Here is a 20,749-nt window from a genome sequence, read left to right on the forward strand (position 1 = left end):
CCATGTTTTCTGATAACGAATCCTTAGATCAGGCGATTGCTCGCAATGTGCGTGATGCCCTCTATGAAGATTTGGGTCGCGGCGATTGGACCGCCAATCTGGTGCCCGCTGATCAAACGGCCCATGCCAGATTAATTGTGCGCGAGCCGGCCGTACTGTGTGGAACTGCATGGTTTGATGCGGTGATTCATGCTCTGGATGCGCAGGCACGAATTCATTGGCTCTTCTCCGAAGGTGATTGGATGGCGCCCAATGATCTGGTCTGTGAAATTTCATCAAACGCTCGCTCCCTACTTAGTGCTGAACGCCCCGCCATGAACTTTTTGCAGACCCTTTCTGCAACCGCAACCACCACCCGCCGCTACGTTGAGGCGATTGCAGATGCTAGCCCTAATCCCAAGGGTTGCGCCATTTTGGATACCCGCAAAACGATCCCAGGGCTGCGGCAAGCCCAAAAATATGCGGTTCGAATCGGTCATGGTCAGAACCAACGAATGGCCTTATGGGATGGCATCTTAATTAAGGAGAATCACATCGCTGCGGCAGGTAGTATTGTGGCGGTATTGGCTGCTGCCAATCGACTCAACGCAGGGGTGGATGTACAAATTGAAGTGGAAAGTCTGGTAGAACTCCAAGAGGCGATCGATCACGGCGCTAAGAGTATTTTGCTCGATAACTTTACTCTCGATCAAATGCGCGAGGCCGTAAAGCTCACTGGCGGCCGAGCTCTCTTAGAGGCATCTGGTGGCGTTACCCAAGATCAACTCCGTGCTATTGCAGCAACGGGTGTCGACCGAATCTCAATTGGCAAATTGACTAAGGATATTCAGGCAATCGATTACTCAATGCGCATCGATCGTATTACGTAGAGCGCTGAGTTTGAATCGGGGTCAGAATGGTTGGATATGAAACCGGCCAGGTTTTTGGATAGTCACGACTAAAGTGCAAGCCTCGACTCTCCTTACGCAATAAGGCCGAGCGGACCACTAGTTCAGCGCACTCAAGTAAGTTGCGTAACTCAATTAAATCTCGGCTTACTCTGAAATTGGCATAGTAGTCTTGGACCTCAGTACGCAAGAGCTCAATGCGGTGCAAGGCGCGCTCGAGTCTACGTGTGGTTCGCACAATGCCCACGTAGTTCCACATCAAGGAGCGTAACTCATCCCAGTTATGCGCAATGACGACTTGCTCATCAGCGTCTTCAACCTTACTTTCATCCCATAGCCGCACTGGAGCTTGTTCAATATCGCCCTGCTCTAGGATATCGGCTGCAGCAGCCTTACCAATCACCACACATTCCAACAATGAGTTAGAGGCCAAGCGATTAGCGCCATGCAATCCAGTGTAGGTTGCCTCACCTACCGCATATAGGCCGCTTAAATCAGTGCGGCCCTTAAGGTCAGTGACAACCCCTCCACAGGTGTAATGTGCAGCGGGTACCACGGGAATTGGTTGTTTGGTGATGTCGATACCCAAAGCGAGGCAGCGTGAGTAAATCATGGGGAAGTGTTCCCGGATGAATGATTCACCAAGATGCGTTGCATCGAGATGCACATAATCCAAGCCATGTTTTTTCATCTCGAAGTCGATGGCTCGTGCCACGATATCGCGGGGAGCGAGCTCATTGCGATCATCATGCTCCGGCATAAATCGATGACCATTAGGCAACTTCAAGATTCCGCCCTCACCACGCATCGCCTCGGTAATCAGGAAGGTGCGATCGCTTGGATGATACAAACAGGTTGGATGAAATTGCACGAACTCCATGTTGCCGATCCGGCAGCCTGCGCGCCATGCCATCGCAATTCCATCACCAGTGGCGGTATCGGGATTACTGGTATAACGATAGACCTTTCCCAGGCCGCCCGTTGCCAGCACCACAGCTTTGGCTAGGATCGTTTCTACCCGACCCTTCTCAATATCAAGTGCGTACGCCCCATAGCAACGATTCGATTTGTACTTTGCGGGCACTTGTAAATGCTTATTGGTGATGAGATCGAGTGCAATCCAGTTTTCAAGAATCCGGATATTGGGATGTGCTTTGGCCTTATCCAGCAATACCTCATGAATTGCCTTACCAGTTGCATCCGCAGCATGGGCGATGCGTCGATGACTATGCCCACCCTCACGGGTTAAATGCAATCCTTCGGGACCAGATTGATCAGGAGTAAATGGGACACCTTGCTCAACCAACCAATGAATTGCTTGCGCACTCTGCTCGGCAACGTAACGCGCTACCGACTCAACAACGAGTCCTGCTCCGGCATTGACTGTATCGACCACATGCGATTCAATGCTGTCCTCTTGATCGAGAACCCCAACAATCCCGCCTTGCGCCCAAGCAGTTGCTGCTTCGCTCAGACGGCGCTTGGCCATCAAGATCACCGGTTGACGGTCTGCGAGGTGAAGGGCAACAGTAAGGCCGGCTAAGCCGGCCCCAATGATTAATACAGGATGATGTTGGTCATGCGCTACGCTCATTGAATGAGCATAGCATCGTTTACCGTTCGGTCATAACCAATGTGCTGTGCTGGCTTGCCGCCTTTATGAACTGCCACAGCGCAATACTTAAACTCTGGAATCTTGCCAAAAGGATCCAACGCAGGGTTGGTCATCAGATTAGCTGCTGCCTCGTAATAAGCAAACGGCATAAATACAGCCCCACTGGGTGTGCCATCATCCCGCCGAACATGAATCCCAACCTCGCCCCTGCGGGACTTCACAGTAATCACATCCCCTGGGTTTAAACCCAACTTTGCCATGTCTTCACCACACATCGAGGCGGTCGCCATGGGCTCGATCGCATCCAGAACCCCTGCGCGTCGGGTCATGCTACCAGTATGCCAATGCTCGAGCTGGCGCCCTGTGATTAATACAAAAGGATATTCTGTATCAGGTCGCTCATTGGCCGGAATAATATCGGCAGGCACCAGTTTTACTTTGCCATCAGCGGTTGGGAAGCTCTCGTCAAACACGATGGGCTGACCCGGATCGTCCTCGCTTAAGCATGGATAAGTGACACATGACTCACGCTGCAAGCGATCCCAGGTAATGCCATTGATCACGGCATGCATGGCGCGACGCATCTCGTCATAGACCTCAGCAACACCGCACTCCTCGCCTTGGTAACCCCACTGCAAGCCAATGCGCTTAGCAAGCTCCTGAATAATCCACAAATCAGGCTTTGCATCACCAGGTGGATTGAGAGCGCGCTTACCCAGCTGCACCATACGGTCAGTATTGGTCACGGTGCCGGTTTTCTCAGGCCATGCGCTTGCTGGCAGGATCACATCCGCCAACCATGCGGTCTCGGTCATAAAGATATCTTGCACGACAAGGTGATCAAGCGATGCCAAAGCATGGCGCGCATGGTTTAGATCGGGGTCACTCATGGCAGGGTTCTCGCCCATGATGTACATCCCCCGAATCTTGTCAGGATCCGAATCTGGTGCTGTGATCTTATGCATGATCTCAACTACGGTATATCCAGGCTTTTTATCTAAGGGGGTGTTCCAAAACTTCTCGAACCACTCATGTGCCTGGGCGTTATCAACGCGCTGATAGTTCGGGAACATCATGGGGATCAATCCCGCGTCACTGGCACCTTGGACATTGTTCTGACCACGCAGTGGATGCAAACCGGAGCCAGGCTTACCAATTTGACCGGTAATACTGACCAATGCAATTAAGCAACGGGCATTATCGGTGCCATGCACGTGTTGGCTCACACCCATGCCCCATAAAATCATCGAGGCTTTGGATTTAGCAAACTCGCGCGCTACCTCACGCAGGGTTGCGGCAGGCACGCCACAAATGGGTGCCATTGCCTCAGGGCTGTAACCCTTGACATTCTCTTTAAGGGCTTCAAAGTTTGAAGCGCGCTGAGAAATAAAGTTTTGATCGCACAAGCCCTCTTCAATCACCGTATAGATCATGGCATTGAGCATGGCAACATCGGTATCTGGCTTAAATTGCAAGGTGCGCCAAGCGTGCTTACCAATATCGGTCACGCGTGGATCGGCCAACACAATCTTGGTGCCATTCTTAGCAGCGTTTTTCATCCAAGTCGCGGCCACGGGATGATTGGCGGTTGGGTTAGAACCAATCACCAGAATTAAGCCAGAGTGCTCGATATCATTGACCTGGTTACTCACTGCTCCAGAACCAACACCTTCGAGCAAGGCAGCAACACTCGATGCATGGCATAAGCGGGTGCAATGATCGACGTTGTTGCTACCAAAGCCAGTCCGTACCAGCTTCTGAAATAAGTAGGCCTCTTCGTTGCTACCTTTGGCCGAACCGAATCCTGCCAAAGTCTTCTTGCCATGTTGATCACGTAAGGCCTTTAATTTACCGGCTGCAAGATCCAAGGCCTCTTCCCAAGTAGCTTCACGGAAGACTTCGCTCCAATCCTCAGGATTTTTACCTGCAGACTCAATCGAATGCTCGTCCTTTGCTACACCAGGTTTACGAATCAACGGCTTGGTTAAGCGTTGAGGGTTGTGCACATAATCAAAGCCAAATCGGCCCTTCACGCACAGACGACTGTGATTTGCAGGGCCATCACGACCATCCACGCTTACAATTTTTTCGTCTTTCACGTTGTAGGTAATTTGACAACCCACCCCGCAGAATGGGCATACTGAATCCACCTTACGATCAACAGCTTGAGAACCAATGTGGGTTTTGGGCATCAGAGCACCGGTTGGACAGGCTTGTACGCATTCGCCACAAGCGACGCAAGTGCTAGTACCCATCGGATCGTTCAAATCAAATACGATTTCGCTATGAGCGCCACGCATCGCGTAGCCAATCACATCATTGACCTGCTCTTCACGGCAAGCGCGTACACAACGGTTGCACTGAATACACGCATCCAAATTAACAGCCATCGCAGGGTGCGACAAATCAGCCGGTGGTTGGTGACGGCGCAAGGCCTTGAGTTCAGGACGAACCGCTACATCAAGACGGCTGGCCCATTCACTAAGTTCCCCATGTTGCTGACGCTCACGTTCAGCATCGCTATCACCGACCCATTTATAGCCTTCATCGGGCATGTCAGAGAGAAGCATCTCAAGCACTAATTTTTGGCTCTTTAGGGCACGCTCACTATTGGCTTTGACTTCCATGCCAGCAGTAGCGGCTCGGCAGCAACTGGGCGCCAAGGTGCGCTCGCCATTGATCTCGACCACGCATGCGCGGCAATTACCGTCGGGACGATAGCCGTCCTTAAAGCACAAATGGGGGATATCAATTCCATGACGTTTGGCTGCTTTTAAGATGGTCTCACCATCATAGGCAACGATTGTCTTGCCATCGAGTTTGAACTCAACGGTTTGCAATGCAAGTTCTTGCGGATTGACTGGTGCGTTCACGCCTTAAGCTCCCTATCTAAGCGGTTATGCAATTTCGTGGGGGAAATATTTATGGATGCAACGGATGGGGTTTGGTGCTGCTTGCCCAAGACCACAGATAGAGGCATCCACCATCACCGTGGACAGATCCTCCAAAGTAGCCTGATCCCATACACGTGCTTGCATCAATTGCGCAGCTTTACTAGTTCCAACCCGGCATGGGGTGCATTGACCACAACTCTCGTGCTCAAAAAAGCGCATCACGTTTAGGGCTGCATCGCGCGCCTTATCTTGATGACTAAAGACCATTACAGCTGCAGAACCGATAAAACAACCATAAGGCTGCAAAGTATCAAAATCTAATGGAATGGTATTCATGGTCGCTGGCAAGATACCGCCTGAAGCACCTCCCGGCAAATAGCCATAGAAAGTGTGACCTTCTTGCATACCACCGCAATACTCATCAATCAGCTCCTGAATGGTGATACCAGCTGGTGCAAGTTTGACACCTGGATATTTCACTCGACCACTCACACTAAAGCTTCGCAAGCCTTTGCGATCATGACGGCCAAAGGAACTAAACCATTGTGGTCCACGCGCAATAATGTCGCGTACCCAATACAAGGTCTCAAAATTATGCTCAAGCGTGGGTCGACCAAATAAACCAACTTGTGCAATGTAAGGAGGACGCATTCTAGGCTCGCCCCGCTTACCCTCAATACTCTCGATCATGGCGGACTCTTCGCCGCAGATGTAGGCACCCGCTCCTCGGCGCAACTCAATCAGCGGCAACTTGAACGATGCATGCGCTTGAAGTTTTTTAATCTCAGCATCAAGCAACTCGCGGCAGCCGTGATACTCGTCACGCAAGTAGATGTAACAAGCATCAATTCCAACTACGCGCGCAGCAATCAACATTCCCTCAAGGAAGCGATGAGGGTCGCGCTCCAAATAGGTACGGTCTTTAAATGTTCCGGGCTCACCCTCGTCAATATTGACCGCCATGAGCTTAGGTGCCGGTTGATCCTTCACAATCCGCCATTTGCGCCCAGCCGGGAATCCAGCACCACCAAGACCGCGCAAACCAGAATCTTCCATCGCCTTAATAATGGACTCAACCTCGCGCTTACCGCTATCAAACTCGTTGACTAAAGCGTAGCCACCTTTTGCACAATAGGCCTCGTAACCCACATAAGCAGGAGATACCTCATTGGCTTTTTGCTCAGGACTCACGGCGCGCTGCGCAAAGTCTGCGGGCTCAAATTGAGCATCATCCTTTGCCTTGGGATGGGTCAGTTGACCATTTTTAACGGCCTTCGATACTTTTTCTGCGTCAGCAAACAATACGGGGTATTGATGCACCACCGCCACTGGTGCTTGCTCACAGCGACCTACACACGGAGCTGCAATCACTTTGGTCTTCGCATTACCAAGAATCGTTGGTAAGCGCTCCAATAACTGTTTAGCACCAGCTAGCTCGCATGACAATCCATCGCACACCCGCACCGTAATATCAGCAACCGGATCATTGCCGCGCACGACTTCGAAGTGATGATAGAACGTGGCAACTTCATAAACCTCGGCCATCGGCAAGTTCATTAGCTTGGCCAGTGCCGCTAAGTGCCGATCATGCAAAGCGCGGTAGGCGTCATTAATGAGATGCAAGTTCTCAATCAGTAGGTCACGTCGATATGGGCCATCACCGATCAGTTTTTTAACTTCGGCTAAGGATGCATCATCCGCCTGTCGCCCTTTTAATTTACTTTTTTGCCGAATTCGCTCACGAAGGTCATCTGCACTTGCAATTGCAACCGCCTTGATTTCGCTAGAGGGCTTAGGGTGATTCATGCTGTTTTAGTCTCTCTAAATAGTTATTTAAAAGATCGTTCTACATGACCTTTTAATGATTGAAATCAATGTAATTGATCTACCCATCTAAGTAATTGATATGGCTCAAGATCTCCCGAATCAGGGTTAACCCTGAAGTTTGGCAGGGAGTCCAGCTTCTACCTGTTTAGATTAATTGGAACTAGGCAAAAAGGTATTGCTGTAGTCCATTTCCCTTTCCCGGACACGGGCTTTAAAACAGGCTTCAAAATCGGGCGTTCCTACCCGTAAGCCCACTGCCGTGCAATCGGCTTGCGCGGCGGACTGTACCGTACCACAGGCTGATAAGCCTAAGCTACTGGCAATCACTAATCCAGCAATCAATATTTTCATTGTCATACGTCGAGTCTATCACCTAAAACATTTGCTTTATTAAGAGGACCGATCCCGCAAATACCAAAATGCTGCCATAGGCCAATTGCATATGATGAATACTCAAGCGCCGATGGGTTTTTGAGCCAACCCAAAGACCAATCACCATACAGGGCACCAGAAATAATGCCAGACCTAAAACCTCCCAGTTCAATATCAGGCCTGTAACCAACATAAAGATCAGACGTAAGAACACAAAAATCAGAATGGCAAAGGCCATGGTTGCGCGGAGTGTATTGGGTTGGTTAAAACGCATCGCTAAATACGATGCATAGATGGGTCCGCCTGTAGCAAACAATGCTGTAAAAATCCCTCCGGCAATACCAAAGGGCATCGACCAATACTGCGAGATGGTATGCATGGGTGCCGATTTTTTCTTGGTTAACACTCGCAAGCCATTGAATGCGGCAAAGGCGCCCAAGGTGATCAGCAAAGGCTCCGGCGGAGCCTTCAAGAGCAAGGTGATACCAATCACCATACCGATAAAACTAAATGGCAGTAACCAGGCGAGTTCTTTCTTGTCGGCTGCATCAAAGGACTTTGTGCCCAAATAGAATGCCGCACACAGATCGAGTATCACCATAATCGGCACGACGACCTGTAAGGGGAAGAATAATACGAGCACCGGCACCGAAATAATCGATGACCCAAAACCGGTCACTCCAAAAATGAAGTACGCCACCAACACGATTGTGCAAGCGGCAATAAATGAGGCGGGGCTAATTAACTCAAAAATAAATGTACTTTGTTGGTGTTATTTTTTACTACCCAGGGAAATACCCAAAGGAATACCCTCTTGATCAGCACTGACCGCCTTAGATGCTCCTATGGTAATTCGTTCGGCTAAATTAGGTTGCTGTGCAACCATTAACTCTTTAGCGCGATTGGCTCGTGCGCTTGCCAATTGCAATAGCTCGGCCTCGCTCACCGCATAACTTTCGATTAGCTCATTGCGCAGTTGCTGATAGCGCGCCTCATTGTCAGGCAGTGAAATCAAACGCTGGGCTAATTTAATTCGGCCGACTTGTTGCCCATACGCGGATTTGACTCCAGATTGAACCCGGGGGTCCGAAAGACTGGGGATAGGGAGAGGTTCCTGAGGGCTCAATTTAAATCCGGCAGCGTTCAAAATAGCGCGGTCAGCACTCGCCCTAGCTAAGGCCGCCTTATCGGCATTGGGATCATAGGCGCCAACAAACTCAATCGTGGCATGAGGACGTTTTACTAAGACCCCTGCTAATTTATCGAGTTTCTCTTGATCAACTGGTAAATAAGAGCTCTCGCCCAATACTGCATGAATCGGCGTATCGCTTTGAAGCCCCAATAAGGATGCCAATGCCCGAAACGGTGCGGTAACAATATTGGTGAGGACAGTACGAATCGCTTGCCAAACGAGACCCGTTGCGGAGAACTCGGGAGAATCAACATTCCCTTTGATCCCCAGTGAAATATCAATCACATTGTCAGAGTCCTCTAGTAAGGCAATCGCTAGTCGCAGGGGTAAGCGCCGCCCCTGAAAATTAGGCACTTCTTCCCCGAGCTCAATATCTTTGATGACGAAACGATTTTGGCCAACTAGCTCAGCATCCTTAGCCCTATAGTTCAACATCAGGTCCAAGCGCCCATCTTGAATCGCATACCCGGCGTATTTCATGAAATAGGCATTCGTAGCCTTCAGTGGAACATTCTTAAATTCGAATGACACGTCATGGTTGCGGCGCGGGTCTTCAAAAGCAGCCTGACCTTTGGCTCGAAAACTGCCATGATCTGCAATCAATCCATCAAGAGCAATCGCTGCATAGCGGCCAGGAACATTACTCACGCCAAGCAAGGAACCATTGAGTTTACGAATATCGGTTTGCAACTGTGGCACTACACCCAAATCGGCATAGTGCACAATGCCATTTCGCAATTTGATGGCTTTAATGTCGAGCTCAAAATTTGACGGCTTTACTTCTGCTGCACTTTTCGGTGACTCTGAGGCTGGAGCTGGGCTTGGAGCAGGTTTAGAAAACATTCGACGAATGTTCGAAAACCCTTGCTCATCAAGCTCGTACTTAAAGTCAGGTTGATCAAACAACGCCTCATCAATCGTGAGTGATGTTTTACCACTCGCTAATTTACGAAGATCAATTTGCTTGAGATCGGCTTGGCGCCATTTCATGAAGGGCTGCCGCGGCTTACCTTCGGTGATTTCAATATTCTTAAGGCTTAACTCACCCACGGTTGACCATAGCCCTTGGCGAGTTTGATACTCCAATTTGCCAGCCATGACACCCGAGTTGGTCTGCAAAGGATTGTTGGCTGGCAACAAAGTAACGATTGGGGCCACAGACAGGTTATCGATGGCCACATCAATCTTAATTAAATTTTGTTTAGGCTCTAGATAAAAAAGGAAATCTAATACGCCAGCATCAAGTTTGAGGTTTAACTTCGCCGTAAGTTGCTCAGGCTCTGGACTACTAACTCCTCCCGAGGCTTGAACGTTGTTAAATAGCACCATCTTATTGATTGATGGAATGAGCACGTCAACCTTGCCCAGATCGAGCTCATACAAACCCTCCACACCAGGCTCATCAGATGCTTGTCGATAATTACTAAGTTGTTTTAGATTGAGAGAAAACGGTCCTAGATCATCAGTAAACTTGGTTTGCCCATCGCGAAACTGAAGACGCGCCCCTTGAATTCCGAATTGATCAACGGATACTTTGATTGTTTTTGATTTGGTGGGTGTCGATGGTGGTTTTTGGGCATTGATCGTCTCAATCAATTGCATCCAGTTCCACTTCGCTCCATCGCCATCTGGGCGCTCAAGCAAGATCGATGGATTCGTGAGTTGTAGATCACGAATCCCCAACTCTCCGGTCATTAATTTGCTCCAGTGCAGACGAATCAGACCGGCATCTAATGCGAATAATTGTTTGCTCTGAATTTGTTGAAGGCGCAGACCCTCCACCCGAGCAGTTAATTGAAAGGGTTTGACGCTAATGGATTGAATCTGTACCGAATATCCTAGTCGCTGACTATATTCCTCAATTTGCTTTTTGATCCAAGTAGGCGCCCAGGTGCTGCCAATGATCCAAAAAGCACTGGCCAAAATTGCCAGTACCGCACTGAAGATTAGAGAAATACGAAAAGGTCGAACACTGGACAATCGCATCAATTCGCAATTAGCCCCAAAAAATCTTTTTCATCTCCGGCGACCCGATGACCGATTGCAAGCTCATAAATGTGAGGTAAGGCAACACAATTAACCAATAGATCAAACTCAGTGCCAGTATATGGATGGGGTCACCGTTTCCGAAATTAGCTAAAGAGCTAATAAATCCACGATGATGAAACCAACCCTCTGTCCCGGATTCGAGAGCGCTCAACAAAACTACGACACCTACATAGACAATCGAGCGAGGCAGGATCTGCCCAATGAGCGGTTTATCACGCTTACTCTCGATCGGATATAACATCTGGCCCATCAGCATGAACTTGGCACACAACAATGCTTTCACTAAAGCCAAGCCAATATGGATATAGGGAAAGCCTTGCAAACGCTCCACCGAGAAACTCAGAAATGCAAGCGCGCAGAACCAGATTGAAAAATAGATGAACAAGATCAGCATTTTTTTGATCTCTTCACCAAGCCGGTTTTTGTTCACATGAGGCCTCATACAGATAATTTAACTGAATGACCTGAAAGCCAAAGAGTGGATCGCGATTTAAAGCGATTCATTGCCATTTGGCGGAGAGGGCGGGATTCGAACCCGCGGTAGGCTATTAACCTACACACGCTTTCCAGGCGTGCGACTTAAACCGCTCATCCACCTCTCCGAAACCGTTCATTATACGGTTCGAGGAGTGGCGGATGATTTCTGATGCTTTTGTGACGCTTACAGCGACTTCTTTAATTGCTCCAAGATCGCTGGATTTTCAAGCGTGGAGGTATCCTGTGTGATGTCCTCGCCCTTGGCAATCACACGCAAGAGTCTGCGCATAATCTTTCCAGAACGGGTCTTTGGCAAGTTATCACCAAAACGCACATCCTTTGGCTTTGCAATCGGACCAATCTCTTTACCTACCCAATTGCGTAACTCGGTGGCAATCTTCTTGGCCTCCTCCCCTTCGGGTCGCTTACCCTTGAGAACCACGAAAGCGCAAATCGCTTCACCGGTCATGTCATCAGGGCGCCCTACAACAGCAGCTTCAGCGACAAGGGGATTGGCAACGAGGGTTGATTCAATTTCCATCGTGCCCATACGATGCCCTGAAACGTTCAGAACGTCATCGATACGGCCAGTAATCGTGAAATAGCCTGTATCTTTATTTCGAATCGCACCATCACCCGCCAAATAAAGTTTGCGACCAAACTCGTCTGGGAAATATGCTTTGACAAAGCGGTCGGGGTCACCCCAAATCGTACGGATCATCGATGGCCATGGACGCTTCACTACCAAGATGCCGCCCTGCCCATTGGGCATATCGTTACCCGTTTCGTCCACAATGGCAGCCATAATGCCAGGCAATGGCAAGGTGCAAGAGCCAGGAACCATCGGGGTTGCACCGGGCAATGGGCTAATCATGTGACCACCGGTCTCGGTTTGCCAGAAGGTATCGGCAATCGGACAACGCGAGCCGCCAATGTTCTCGTAGTACCACATCCATGCCTCTGGATTAATCGGCTCGCCCACTGATCCCAAAAGACGCAATGAGCTGAGATCATAATTTTTAGGATGCACACTTGGATCCGTATTTGATGCTTTGATCAAAGAACGAATCGCAGTGGGTGCTGTATAGAAAATTGTGGCCTTGTGTTTTTGGATCATCTCCCAAAAACGGCCAGCATTTGGGAATGTAGGCACACCCTCAAACACAATTTGCGTTCCACCGACTGCTAATGGGCCATACGCAATATAAGAGTGGCCAGTGACCCAACCAATATCGGCCGTGCACCAAAAGATATCGCTTGGCTTGATATCAAAGGTCCACTTCATCGTGAGAATGGCCCACAGTAGATAGCCACCGGTAGAATGTTGCACGCCTTTTGGCTTGCCGGTTGAGCCCGAGGTATACAAAATAAATAAGGGATGCTCAGCGCTCACCCATTCTGGATCACAGGTTTTTGCTTCATTATCGGTCACCTCGTGCATCCACGAATCAAGGCCGGCCTTAAACGGAATGTTGCCGCCCGTACGCTTGTAGACGATCACGTTTTTAATGTTCTCGCAACCACCGAGTGATAGCGCTTCATCCACAATCGTTTTTAGAGGCAAGGCTTTACCGCCACGCATTTGCTCATCGGCAGTAATCACTGCCACCGCTCCCGCATCAATGATGCGTTCTTGCAGCGATTTGGCAGAGAAGCCTCCGAATACCACCGAGTGTGTGGCACCAATACGAGCGCATGCTTGCATGGCAATCACGCCCTCGACTGACATCGGCATATAAATGATGACGCGATCACCCTTTTTAATACCGCGTTTGCGCAAAGCATTCGCCAATTGACAAACACGATCATGCAGCTCTTGATAGGTGACATTGGTTACTTTGCCATCATCCGACTCAAAAATGATGGCAGTTTTGTTCGCATTGCCATTTTGCAAATTACGATCAAGGCAGTTGTATGAGGCATTGGTGGTGCCATCCTCAAACCATTTATAAAAAGGCGCTTTGGACTCATCGAGCACTGTCGTGAACACTTGCTTCCAATAGAGATTTTCTTTAGCCAAGCGCCCCCAAAATCCCTCGTAATCTTTCTCAGCTTCTGCGCATAACTTTTTGTAAGCGTCCATTCCTGAAATGGCGGCGTTTTTTACAAAATCAGCGGGTGGATTAAAAATCCGGTTTTCTTGCATTAATGGTTCCATACGAATAACACCCTCTCTAAAAACTTATAGTGACAACACAACAAACAATCGGTCTATCGTTTCATATGACGATAAGTGAATTAAGTCCTGATTTGCCCTATGGCAAACCCTTAAAATGCTCATTTCATTCCACTTTTTGAAATATTCCTATGCCTACGATACGCCAAGACGACCTGATTCAAAGCATTGCGGACGCTTTCCAGTTTATTTCCTACTACCATCCTCGGGATTTCATTCAAGCCATGGGGCGTGCCTACGAGCTTGAACAAGGCCCAGCAGCAAAAGATGCGATTGCTCAAATTTTGACCAATAGCAAAATGTGTGCCGAGGGTAAGCGACCAATTTGTCAGGACACCGGGATTGCAGTGGTCTTCCTGAAGGTGGGTATGAACATCAACTGGAGCGGCGCCACCATGAGTGTTACTGACATGGTCAATGAGGGTGTGCGGCGCGCTTACATGAATCCTGATAATCCATTGCGTGGCTCGGTGCTCTTAGACCCCGCCGGTAAGCGCAAAAACTCGGGTGATAACACGCCTGCGGTGATTCATTATGAGATCGTGCCAGGCGATGATCTTGAGGTAATCTGCGCAGCCAAAGGGGGAGGTTCCGAGAACAAGGCGAAGATGGTGATGCTCAATCCATCTGATTCCATTGTGGATTGGGTTATAAAAACAGTTCCCACGATGGGTGCTGGCTGGTGCCCTCCCGGCATTCTCGGAATCGGAATTGGTGGCACGCCTGAGAAAGCAGCGTTGCTTGCTAAAGAATCCTTGATGGCGCCCATTGATATTCAAGAACTCATTGCGCGCGGACCCCAAAATCGCATTGATGAGTTACGTCTTGAGATCTATGAAAAGGTCAATCAATTAGGGATCGGCGCTCAAGGTCTTGGTGGACTCGCAACCGTTCTTGATGTGAAGATCATGGACTACCCCACACACGCCGCCTCTTTACCAGTGGCAATGATTCCGAACTGTGCGGCGACACGGCATGTTCATTTTCATCTTGACGGTAACGGCCCAGCTCATTTTGATATCCCATCTCTAAGCGACTGGCCTGCGGTTGCTTGGCAACCTGATACTAAGCAATCTAAGCGCATCGATGTCAATACATTAACACCCGAGGAGGTGGCCAGCTGGAAACCGGGTCAGACGCTATTGCTGAATGGCAAGATTCTCACCGGCCGTGATGCGGCCCACAAACGCATTTCCGACATGTTGGCTAAAGGCGAGTCTTTACCTGTTAGCTTTAAAAATCGCGTGATCTATTACGTCGGTCCTGTTGACCCCGTGCGTGGTGAGGCGGTCGGCCCAGCAGGCCCAACCACCGCCACTCGAATGGATAAATTTACCGAGACAATGTTGGGGCAAACCGGTTTGATCGCCATGATTGGTAAAGCCGAACGCGGCCCCGTAGCGATCGAGTCCATCAAAAAGCATCGCTCTGCATATCTCATGGCGGTGGGCGGCGCAGCCTATTTAGTATCTAAAGCGATTGCCCATGCGAAGGTGGTTGCATTTCAAGATTTAGGTATGGAAGCCATTTACGAATTCGATGTGGTCGATATGCCAGTGACTGTAGCGGTTGACTCTCAAGGGATCTCCATGCATGAAACGGGTCCTAAAGAATGGCAAATGAAAATTGGCAAGATTCCAGTGAGCGTCGCTTAATAGACTGACTGGTAAGCAACCTTGGCAACGATCGGTGTATTTGATTCTGGGGTTGGCGGTTTATCCATTTTGGATGAGGCGCTCAAACAACTACCCCGGCATCATTACATTTACTTAGCCGATTCTGCCAACGCACCCTACGGAGAAAAATCTGCGTCTTGGATTGCCAAGCGCAGTTTGCAGATGTGTCGCTACCTGGTTGATCAAGGTTGCGATGCCATTGTGGTGGCATGCAATACCGCAACCGCAGAAGCGATTGCGCAAATCCGCTCTGAGCTTCAAATACCCATCATTGGTGTCGAGCCCGGTATTAAACCAGCAGCGATGCAATCCCAAAATGGCGTTGTGGGCGTCCTCGCAACCGAGGCAACCCTTAATAGCGATAAGTTCAATGCGCTCTTAGCCACATTACCCAGTCACTGTCGCTTTATTAAGCAAGCGGGCGCCGGCCTGGTGCCGCTCATCGAGGATGGTCAAATTGAATCTCCAGCCATGCATGCTCTGTTGCAAACGCATCTCAAAGGGATTGTTGAGGCGCAAGCAGATACCTTGGTTTTGGGTTGTACGCATTACCCTTTTCTGAAAAACCAGATTAAGGAACTCATTGGTACATCCATTACCATCGTCGATACCAGTGATGCGGTGGTTCGTCAATTAAGTCGGCAGCTTCTGCAGCACAGACTAGCTGAAGAATCAGGGGTCGCGTCATTAAAGTTGCTGAGCACTGCAAATGCGGATACATTACTCGCAATGGCAGAGCGTTTATTGCAAACTCCCCTGTCACCCCGTAGCGTCGACCAACAATCATTGATGATTTGAGCATGGCCTCTGCAAGTTCCGCACATTGGCACCTTCCCTTCTCACGGGATGAGCGCATCATCATTGCTCTGGTGATTCTGGCGCACTTGTCATTAATCATTCCCTTTCAGTTTGGTTTAAGTCCTAAGCCGCCGGATTATCAAAATGACGAGCGCGTCATGGCAAATCTTCTGGCTCCAGAGGCGCCGCAAGCGCCCGCTAAGACAGCCGCACCCCCAGCCCCTAAGGTTCCAGTTGAGGCACCCAAACCAACCCCAAAGCCACAACCCAAAAAACTAGAGAAAACCGAATCTCCCGCGCCAAGCCCAGCGCCCGCTCCAAAGGCAGCCGCCTCAGCAGAAACCCCGCCCACCAAGGCTTCCGATAGCTCCCAAACAGCTAATGTTGCACCCCCCACTTCAGGCGGAGGTGTCAGTGGCACCCCCATCCAAACCGATATTGGTAAATTGGTGGTGGTCTATCAGCCCGACGCTGATCCGTATTACCCTTCATTCTCAAAACGGGCGGGCGAGCAAGGTGAGGTGGTGGTTAGGCTCATCATTAGCGAGTCCGGTGAAGTGGAAGAAGCGCGATTACTGCAGTCTAGCTCCTATCCCAGGCTTGATCGAGCCGCGATGGAAATTGGGAAGCGCTATCGATTTAAACCGTACACCATTAACGGCAGTCCCACTAAAATCTCAACCAATCTATTAATTAAATTCAACCTAAAGAGCCCCTAATATGAACAACGCGTTTGGCCTTCACCATCTTTGGACCCAAGGTGACTTCGTCACGCACTTTGTGGCTCTTCTACTTTTATTTATGTCAATCGTGACCTGGGTCATTTTGATCAGTCGCCTATGGGGTTTACGCAATATCAAACGCCTCAAAAGTGAATTAGATTCCTTTTGGCGAGCCCGCTCCTTTGATGAGGGACTTAATAGCTTGAGTAATCATGCGATCAATCCTTTCTTTATGGTTGCAAAGACTGGCAACGAAGCTTCGGCGCATCATCAGAACCAAAGTGCTAGTCATCGTGAACTATTCCAAACCCTCAATTATTCCGAGTGGATGGCGCGCAGTTTAAAAAATGGGGTTGATACCTCAACGGCACAGTTACAAAAAGGATTAACCTTTTTAGCATCCACCGGGGCAACCGCACCATTTATTGGCTTGTTCGGCACCGTCTGGGGAATCTATCATGCCCTGATTGCGATTAGCAGCTCTGGGAGTGCACAGATCGATCAAGTCGCCGGTCCAATCGGTGAGGCACTCATCATGACCGCTTTTGGTCTCGCCGTTGCAATTCCAGCAGTGCTTGGCTACAACACCATTAATCGCACTAATCGCTTAGTAGTTGCCGACCTTAATCGCTTTGCCAACGATCTCCTGGCTTACTTTGTCACTGGTGCACGCGTTGCCCAGAAAGATTAATCATGTCCTTTAGTAATCCCTCAAACGATCAGCAAGAAGATGGCATGATGGCCGAGATCAACATGACACCCATGGTGGATGTCATGTTGGTTTTACTCATTATTTTTATGATCACCCTACCGGTCGTTCAACAAGCAGTGAAGGTAGAACTTCCCAAAGCCAATAGCGTGCGCAATGAAGTAAAGCCTGAGTCGGTTCAGTTGACGATTGATGGCAAAGGCCAAATCTTTTGGAATAGCACACCCATCGACTTAGCAACCTTTACCGCGTATGCGGATAAAGCCGCTAAGAAAGACCCGCAACCCGAGATCAACTTACGGGCTGATAAATCGGTACGCTATGATGCGGTTGCTCAGGTGCTTGCCGCATCGCGTCGAGCGGGCTTAACAAAATTAGGGTTTGTGACCGAGCCTGATTAATTGGGTTTGACTGTCTTACGCTCAGGCGGCGTGGTAATCGGGTAACTGCGCTCCCAATGCGTAACAAAGTTTTTGTAATACTGCTGCGCTAAAGGAGTCGAGCGCAAAATAATCATGTTCTCGGCATTACTTTTCTCGGCACTGTTGGTGAAGTTATAACTCCCGGTCACCACAATCTCGCCGTCAATAATCATCACTTTATGATGAAAAATACGGTGGGCTTTATTGCCGCGTACTGATACGCCTCCCTTAAGCAATACCGGGATCACATCAAAGTTATTTGCTGCAGTTGGCCCATCCTGAATCACCTGCACTTCCACGCCGCGTTTGGCTGCTCTCGTAAGCGCGTCTGCAATCTCCAAGTAGGTAAAGCTATAGGTCATCACCTGAATACTTTTCTTGGCGCCATCCAAATAACGAATTAATCCACGGGCCGCCCCCGTCGGCGGAGTAAAAAAGACTGCCAATACCTCTGCAGTCATGGGCGCATCTGCTTTTGCAGTCTCTCGCGTATTTTTAGTCGGCTCTGGATTAGCCCAAACGGTTTGAACTAGAAAGAGCGCACTGAGAAGAAAGAGAATGTGTTTTTTCATGGGCCTGGTTGCTCAAAAATTCCGTTGTGCAAAAGATTTGGAATTCAGCAAAAATGCTTGTACATCAATATTGAGATTAACAAACTTTTATGAATATTCTCACAATTAGCAAAATTTGCATATTTTCATTCCTGACTTTTGGTTTTCATGTGCACGCTCAGCCTGCGAAATCAACCATCCCGAGTCTTGAGGTGCACGGCATTCTTTGGGATCAGCATGAGATGACGATAGGCGAGGTCAAACGCTATGCCACTGCAACTGGTTTTCAAAGTGCAGCGGAGAAAGCCGGCGGTGGCACCTCCTATGAATTAGGCTTTGTGAAAAAACCCGGCTGGACTTGGCGTACGCCTTATGGCGTGGCAGCGGGTGATAATGAACCGGCCGTCCACCTCAATGCCTTTGAGGCCCAAGCGATCTGCGAATTCTTTGGCAAACGCTTACCAACGGATAAAGAATGGGTTGAGGCGGCATTCGTAGAGCAACGCAAAGCCCCGCCGGCAGGTTTTCAGCGGGGACAACGCTACCCCTACCCAAATGGCAGCACCCCGAAGGGCTCCCATTGCTTAAGTTCAGCCTGTGGGAACTACAAAGGCTTGGCTCCACCAGGTAGTTTGCTCCGTGGCGATGGCCATGTTGCAGCCGGGACGACTCAGCCAGGGGTGAATGGCCTATCGGATATGGGGGGCAATGTATGGGAATGGACGTCAACTAAAGTTAACAGTGAGCGCATTACCCGCGGTGCCTCGTGGTGGTACGGACCAGAACAGCAAATGGAGGGGAATGTGGCAACCAAGCCTGAGAACACCGTGGTGGTCTACATCGGATTTCGCTGCGTCCGAAATCCGTAATTGGTGCCCGAGGCCGGAATCGAACCGGCACGCCCTTTTTATGAGCGGCAGATTTTAAATCTGCTGTGTCTACCGATTTCACCACTCGGGCAAACGCAATCCAACATTGTAATAAATAGTTTACGCATGGTGATGCGTCGCAACAATGAATCGCAGATTGAATCGTATCACGAGCAGAGAATTGACCCTCACCGCACAGCCTTTAAAAATAACCATGAAGCCATGCAAACAAAGGGTTTACCCCATATATGATTCTTTCCAATAATCCTACAATTTCCTTCTGCTTTACACGCAGTATTTAATTGATATTAACCAGGAGATATGAATGTCCGAAACCAAAAAACAAGCACCACGTCGTAAATTTTTGAAAGGTGCAGCAGTCGGTAGCGCTGGAGCAGCCGCTCTTAGCTTCCCAATGATTTCTAAAGGTCAAGCAGCGCCACAAAGTTTGCGCTTCCAATCCACTTGGCCCGCAAAGGATATCTTCCACGAGTACGCACTCGACTTCGCGAAAAAAGTGAATGACATGACCGGTGGTGAACTGAAGATTGAAGTTCTGCCTGCTGGTGCAGTGGTTCCTGCTTTTGGTTTGTTAGACGCTGTATCAAAGGGCACTTTAGACGGTGGTCATGGCGTGGTGGTTTATCACTACGGTAAGAACTCAGCCCTCGCACTCTGGGGATCAGGCCCTTCATTTGGTATGGATGCGAACATGCTACTTGCATGGCATAAATACGGTGGAGGTCAACAGTTGCTCGAGGAGCTCTATAAAACCGTTGGTGCCAACGTGAAGTCTTATGTCTATGGCCCAATGCCTACTCAGCCTCTCGGCTGGTTCAAAAAGCCTGTCACCAAAATTGAGGACATGAAAGGCCTCAAGTATCGTACCGTTGGTATCTCGATTGATATGTTCACTGCAATGGGCGTTTCAGTCAACGCACTGCCAGGCGGTGAGATCGTTCCTGCGATGGATCGCGGCCTTTTGGATGCAGCTGAATTCAACAACGCCTCTTCAGATCGTCAATTGGGCTTCCCAGACGTATCGAAGGTTTGCATGTTGCAGAGCTACCACCAAAATGCTGAGCAGTTTGAGATCCTCTTTAACGGCACCAAGTACAACGCAATGCCCGCAAAACTACGTAACATCCTTGACTACGCCGTGGAGGCCTCCTCTGCTGATATGTCATGGAAGGCTGTGGATCGCTACTCTTCTGCTTACGAAGACATGCAAACCAAGCAAGGCGTTAAGTTCTTTAAGACCCCTGACTCGGTATTACGCGCCCAGCTCAAAGTATTTGATGACGTGGTTGCCAAGAAGTCAGCTGAGAACCCAATCTTCAAGAAGATTGTTGACTCACAGCGTAACTTCGCCAAACGTGCAGTGAAGTGGGATTTGGACACCAACGTTCAGCGCCGTATGGCCTATGACCACTATTTTGGTCAGCCAGCCAAAAAAGCCTAATACAGGCATAGCAAAACCGGTTTTCTTGATAGAATACCGGTTGTAGTAAAC

17 protein-coding genes and 2 tRNA genes are annotated in these 20,749 nt (G+C 49.3%); 8 read left to right on the plus strand and 11 right to left on the minus strand.

All coding sequences use genetic code 11. The annotated features are described in order from the left end of the window. Window positions 1–2 precede the first annotated feature (2 nt). Window positions 3–869, plus strand: a complete 867-nt coding sequence (gene nadC / locus QUE62_RS06275; RefSeq protein WP_286261116.1) for a carboxylating nicotinate-nucleotide diphosphorylase — start codon at window positions 3–5, stop codon at window positions 867–869. Here nadC and nadB read toward each other — a convergent pair. The 9 genes from nadB to acs all read right to left on the minus strand — a co-directional run bounded on the left by nadB (window position 862) and on the right by acs (window position 13,471). Next, window positions 862–2,481 carry an L-aspartate oxidase gene (gene nadB / locus QUE62_RS06280; protein ID WP_286261118.1) on the minus strand — a complete coding sequence of 540 codons (1,620 nt, stop codon included), beginning with the start codon at window positions 2,479–2,481 and terminating at the stop codon, window positions 862–864. The genes nadC and nadB overlap by 8 nt on opposite strands. Beyond that, the gene (fdhF, locus tag QUE62_RS06285) at window positions 2,478–5,375 is read right to left on the minus strand and encodes a formate dehydrogenase subunit alpha (protein ID WP_286261121.1); all 2,898 of its coding nucleotides are present in this window, start codon (window positions 5,373–5,375) and stop codon (window positions 2,478–2,480) included. The genes nadB and fdhF overlap by 4 nt, the downstream gene beginning before the upstream one ends. A 24-nt stretch (window positions 5,376–5,399) precedes the next feature. After that, entirely contained in the window at window positions 5,400–7,202 is a 1,803-nt protein-coding gene (locus tag QUE62_RS06290; RefSeq protein WP_286261123.1) for an NAD(P)H-dependent oxidoreductase subunit E, read from the minus strand. A 171-nt stretch (window positions 7,203–7,373) separates the two neighbouring features. Then, window positions 7,374–7,580, minus strand: a complete 207-nt coding sequence (locus QUE62_RS06295) for a hypothetical protein (RefSeq protein ID WP_286223238.1) — start codon at window positions 7,578–7,580, stop codon at window positions 7,374–7,376. Window positions 7,581–7,596: 16 nt separating this feature from the next. Next, a complete protein-coding gene (locus QUE62_RS06300; protein ID WP_286223239.1) occupies window positions 7,597–8,295 on the minus strand; it encodes a sulfite exporter TauE/SafE family protein in 699 nt (232 codons plus the stop codon). A 72-nt stretch (window positions 8,296–8,367) separates the two neighbouring features. Further along, window positions 8,368–10,773 (minus strand): DUF748 domain-containing protein, encoded by a 2,406-nt coding sequence (locus tag QUE62_RS06305; RefSeq protein WP_286262591.1) that lies wholly within the window; start codon window positions 10,771–10,773, stop codon window positions 8,368–8,370. A 10-nt stretch (window positions 10,774–10,783) separates the two neighbouring features. Next, window positions 10,784–11,266 (minus strand): hypothetical protein, encoded by a 483-nt coding sequence (locus QUE62_RS06310; RefSeq protein ID WP_286261125.1) that lies wholly within the window; start codon window positions 11,264–11,266, stop codon window positions 10,784–10,786. A gap of 81 nt (window positions 11,267–11,347) precedes the next feature. Further along, window positions 11,348–11,438: transfer RNA gene (locus QUE62_RS06315), tRNA-Ser, on the minus strand. A gap of 59 nt (window positions 11,439–11,497) precedes the next feature. Then, window positions 11,498–13,471: an acetate--CoA ligase gene (gene acs / locus QUE62_RS06320; RefSeq protein ID WP_286261127.1), complete on the minus strand. Its 1,974-nt coding sequence runs from the start codon at window positions 13,469–13,471 to the stop codon at window positions 11,498–11,500. Window positions 13,472–13,620: 149 nt separating this feature from the next. On the opposite strand from acs, the gene QUE62_RS06325 reads away from it, so the two are divergent. The 5 genes from QUE62_RS06325 to QUE62_RS06345 are packed head-to-tail and all read left to right on the plus strand — an operon-like array spanning window position 13,621 to window position 17,795. Further along, window positions 13,621–15,144, plus strand: coding sequence for a fumarate hydratase (locus QUE62_RS06325; RefSeq protein ID WP_286261129.1), 1,524 nt, complete (start codon window positions 13,621–13,623; stop codon window positions 15,142–15,144). A gap of 21 nt (window positions 15,145–15,165) precedes the next feature. Further along, window positions 15,166–15,963 (plus strand): glutamate racemase, encoded by a 798-nt coding sequence (gene murI, locus QUE62_RS06330; protein ID WP_286261131.1) that lies wholly within the window; start codon window positions 15,166–15,168, stop codon window positions 15,961–15,963. Between the two features lie 2 nt (window positions 15,964–15,965). Further along, window positions 15,966–16,682: an energy transducer TonB gene (locus QUE62_RS06335; RefSeq protein WP_286261134.1), complete on the plus strand. Its 717-nt coding sequence runs from the start codon at window positions 15,966–15,968 to the stop codon at window positions 16,680–16,682. 1 nt (window position 16,683) lies between these two features. Then, window positions 16,684–17,376 (plus strand): MotA/TolQ/ExbB proton channel family protein, encoded by a 693-nt coding sequence (locus QUE62_RS06340; protein WP_286261136.1) that lies wholly within the window; start codon window positions 16,684–16,686, stop codon window positions 17,374–17,376. Between the two features lie 2 nt (window positions 17,377–17,378). After that, on the plus strand, window positions 17,379–17,795 hold the full coding sequence (locus tag QUE62_RS06345) for an ExbD/TolR family protein (RefSeq protein ID WP_108508781.1): 417 nt from the start codon (window positions 17,379–17,381) through the stop codon (window positions 17,793–17,795). Here QUE62_RS06345 and QUE62_RS06350 read toward each other — a convergent pair. Continuing rightward, window positions 17,792–18,388, minus strand: a complete 597-nt coding sequence (locus QUE62_RS06350) for a phospholipase D family nuclease (protein WP_286261138.1) — start codon at window positions 18,386–18,388, stop codon at window positions 17,792–17,794. The two genes, QUE62_RS06345 and QUE62_RS06350, sit on opposite strands and share 4 nt — an antisense overlap. Before the next feature lie 89 nt (window positions 18,389–18,477). Here QUE62_RS06350 and QUE62_RS06355 point away from each other — a divergent pair, with 89 nt between their 5' ends. Continuing rightward, complete coding sequence (locus tag QUE62_RS06355) at window positions 18,478–19,236, plus strand: formylglycine-generating enzyme family protein (RefSeq protein ID WP_286261141.1); 759 nt, start codon at window positions 18,478–18,480, stop codon at window positions 19,234–19,236. Window position 19,237: 1 nt separating this feature from the next. Here QUE62_RS06355 and QUE62_RS06360 read toward each other — a convergent pair. After that, window positions 19,238–19,327, minus strand: a tRNA-Leu gene (locus QUE62_RS06360). Between the two features lie 234 nt (window positions 19,328–19,561). Here QUE62_RS06360 and QUE62_RS06365 point away from each other — a divergent pair. Then, window positions 19,562–20,698 (plus strand): TRAP transporter substrate-binding protein, encoded by a 1,137-nt coding sequence (locus tag QUE62_RS06365; RefSeq protein WP_286261143.1) that lies wholly within the window; start codon window positions 19,562–19,564, stop codon window positions 20,696–20,698. The last annotated feature ends 51 nt before the right edge of the window (window positions 20,699–20,749 follow it).

Origin of the sequence: Polynucleobacter sp. HIN9 (assembly GCF_030297635.1) — a bacterium.
GTDB lineage: Bacteria > Pseudomonadota > Gammaproteobacteria > Burkholderiales > Burkholderiaceae > Polynucleobacter.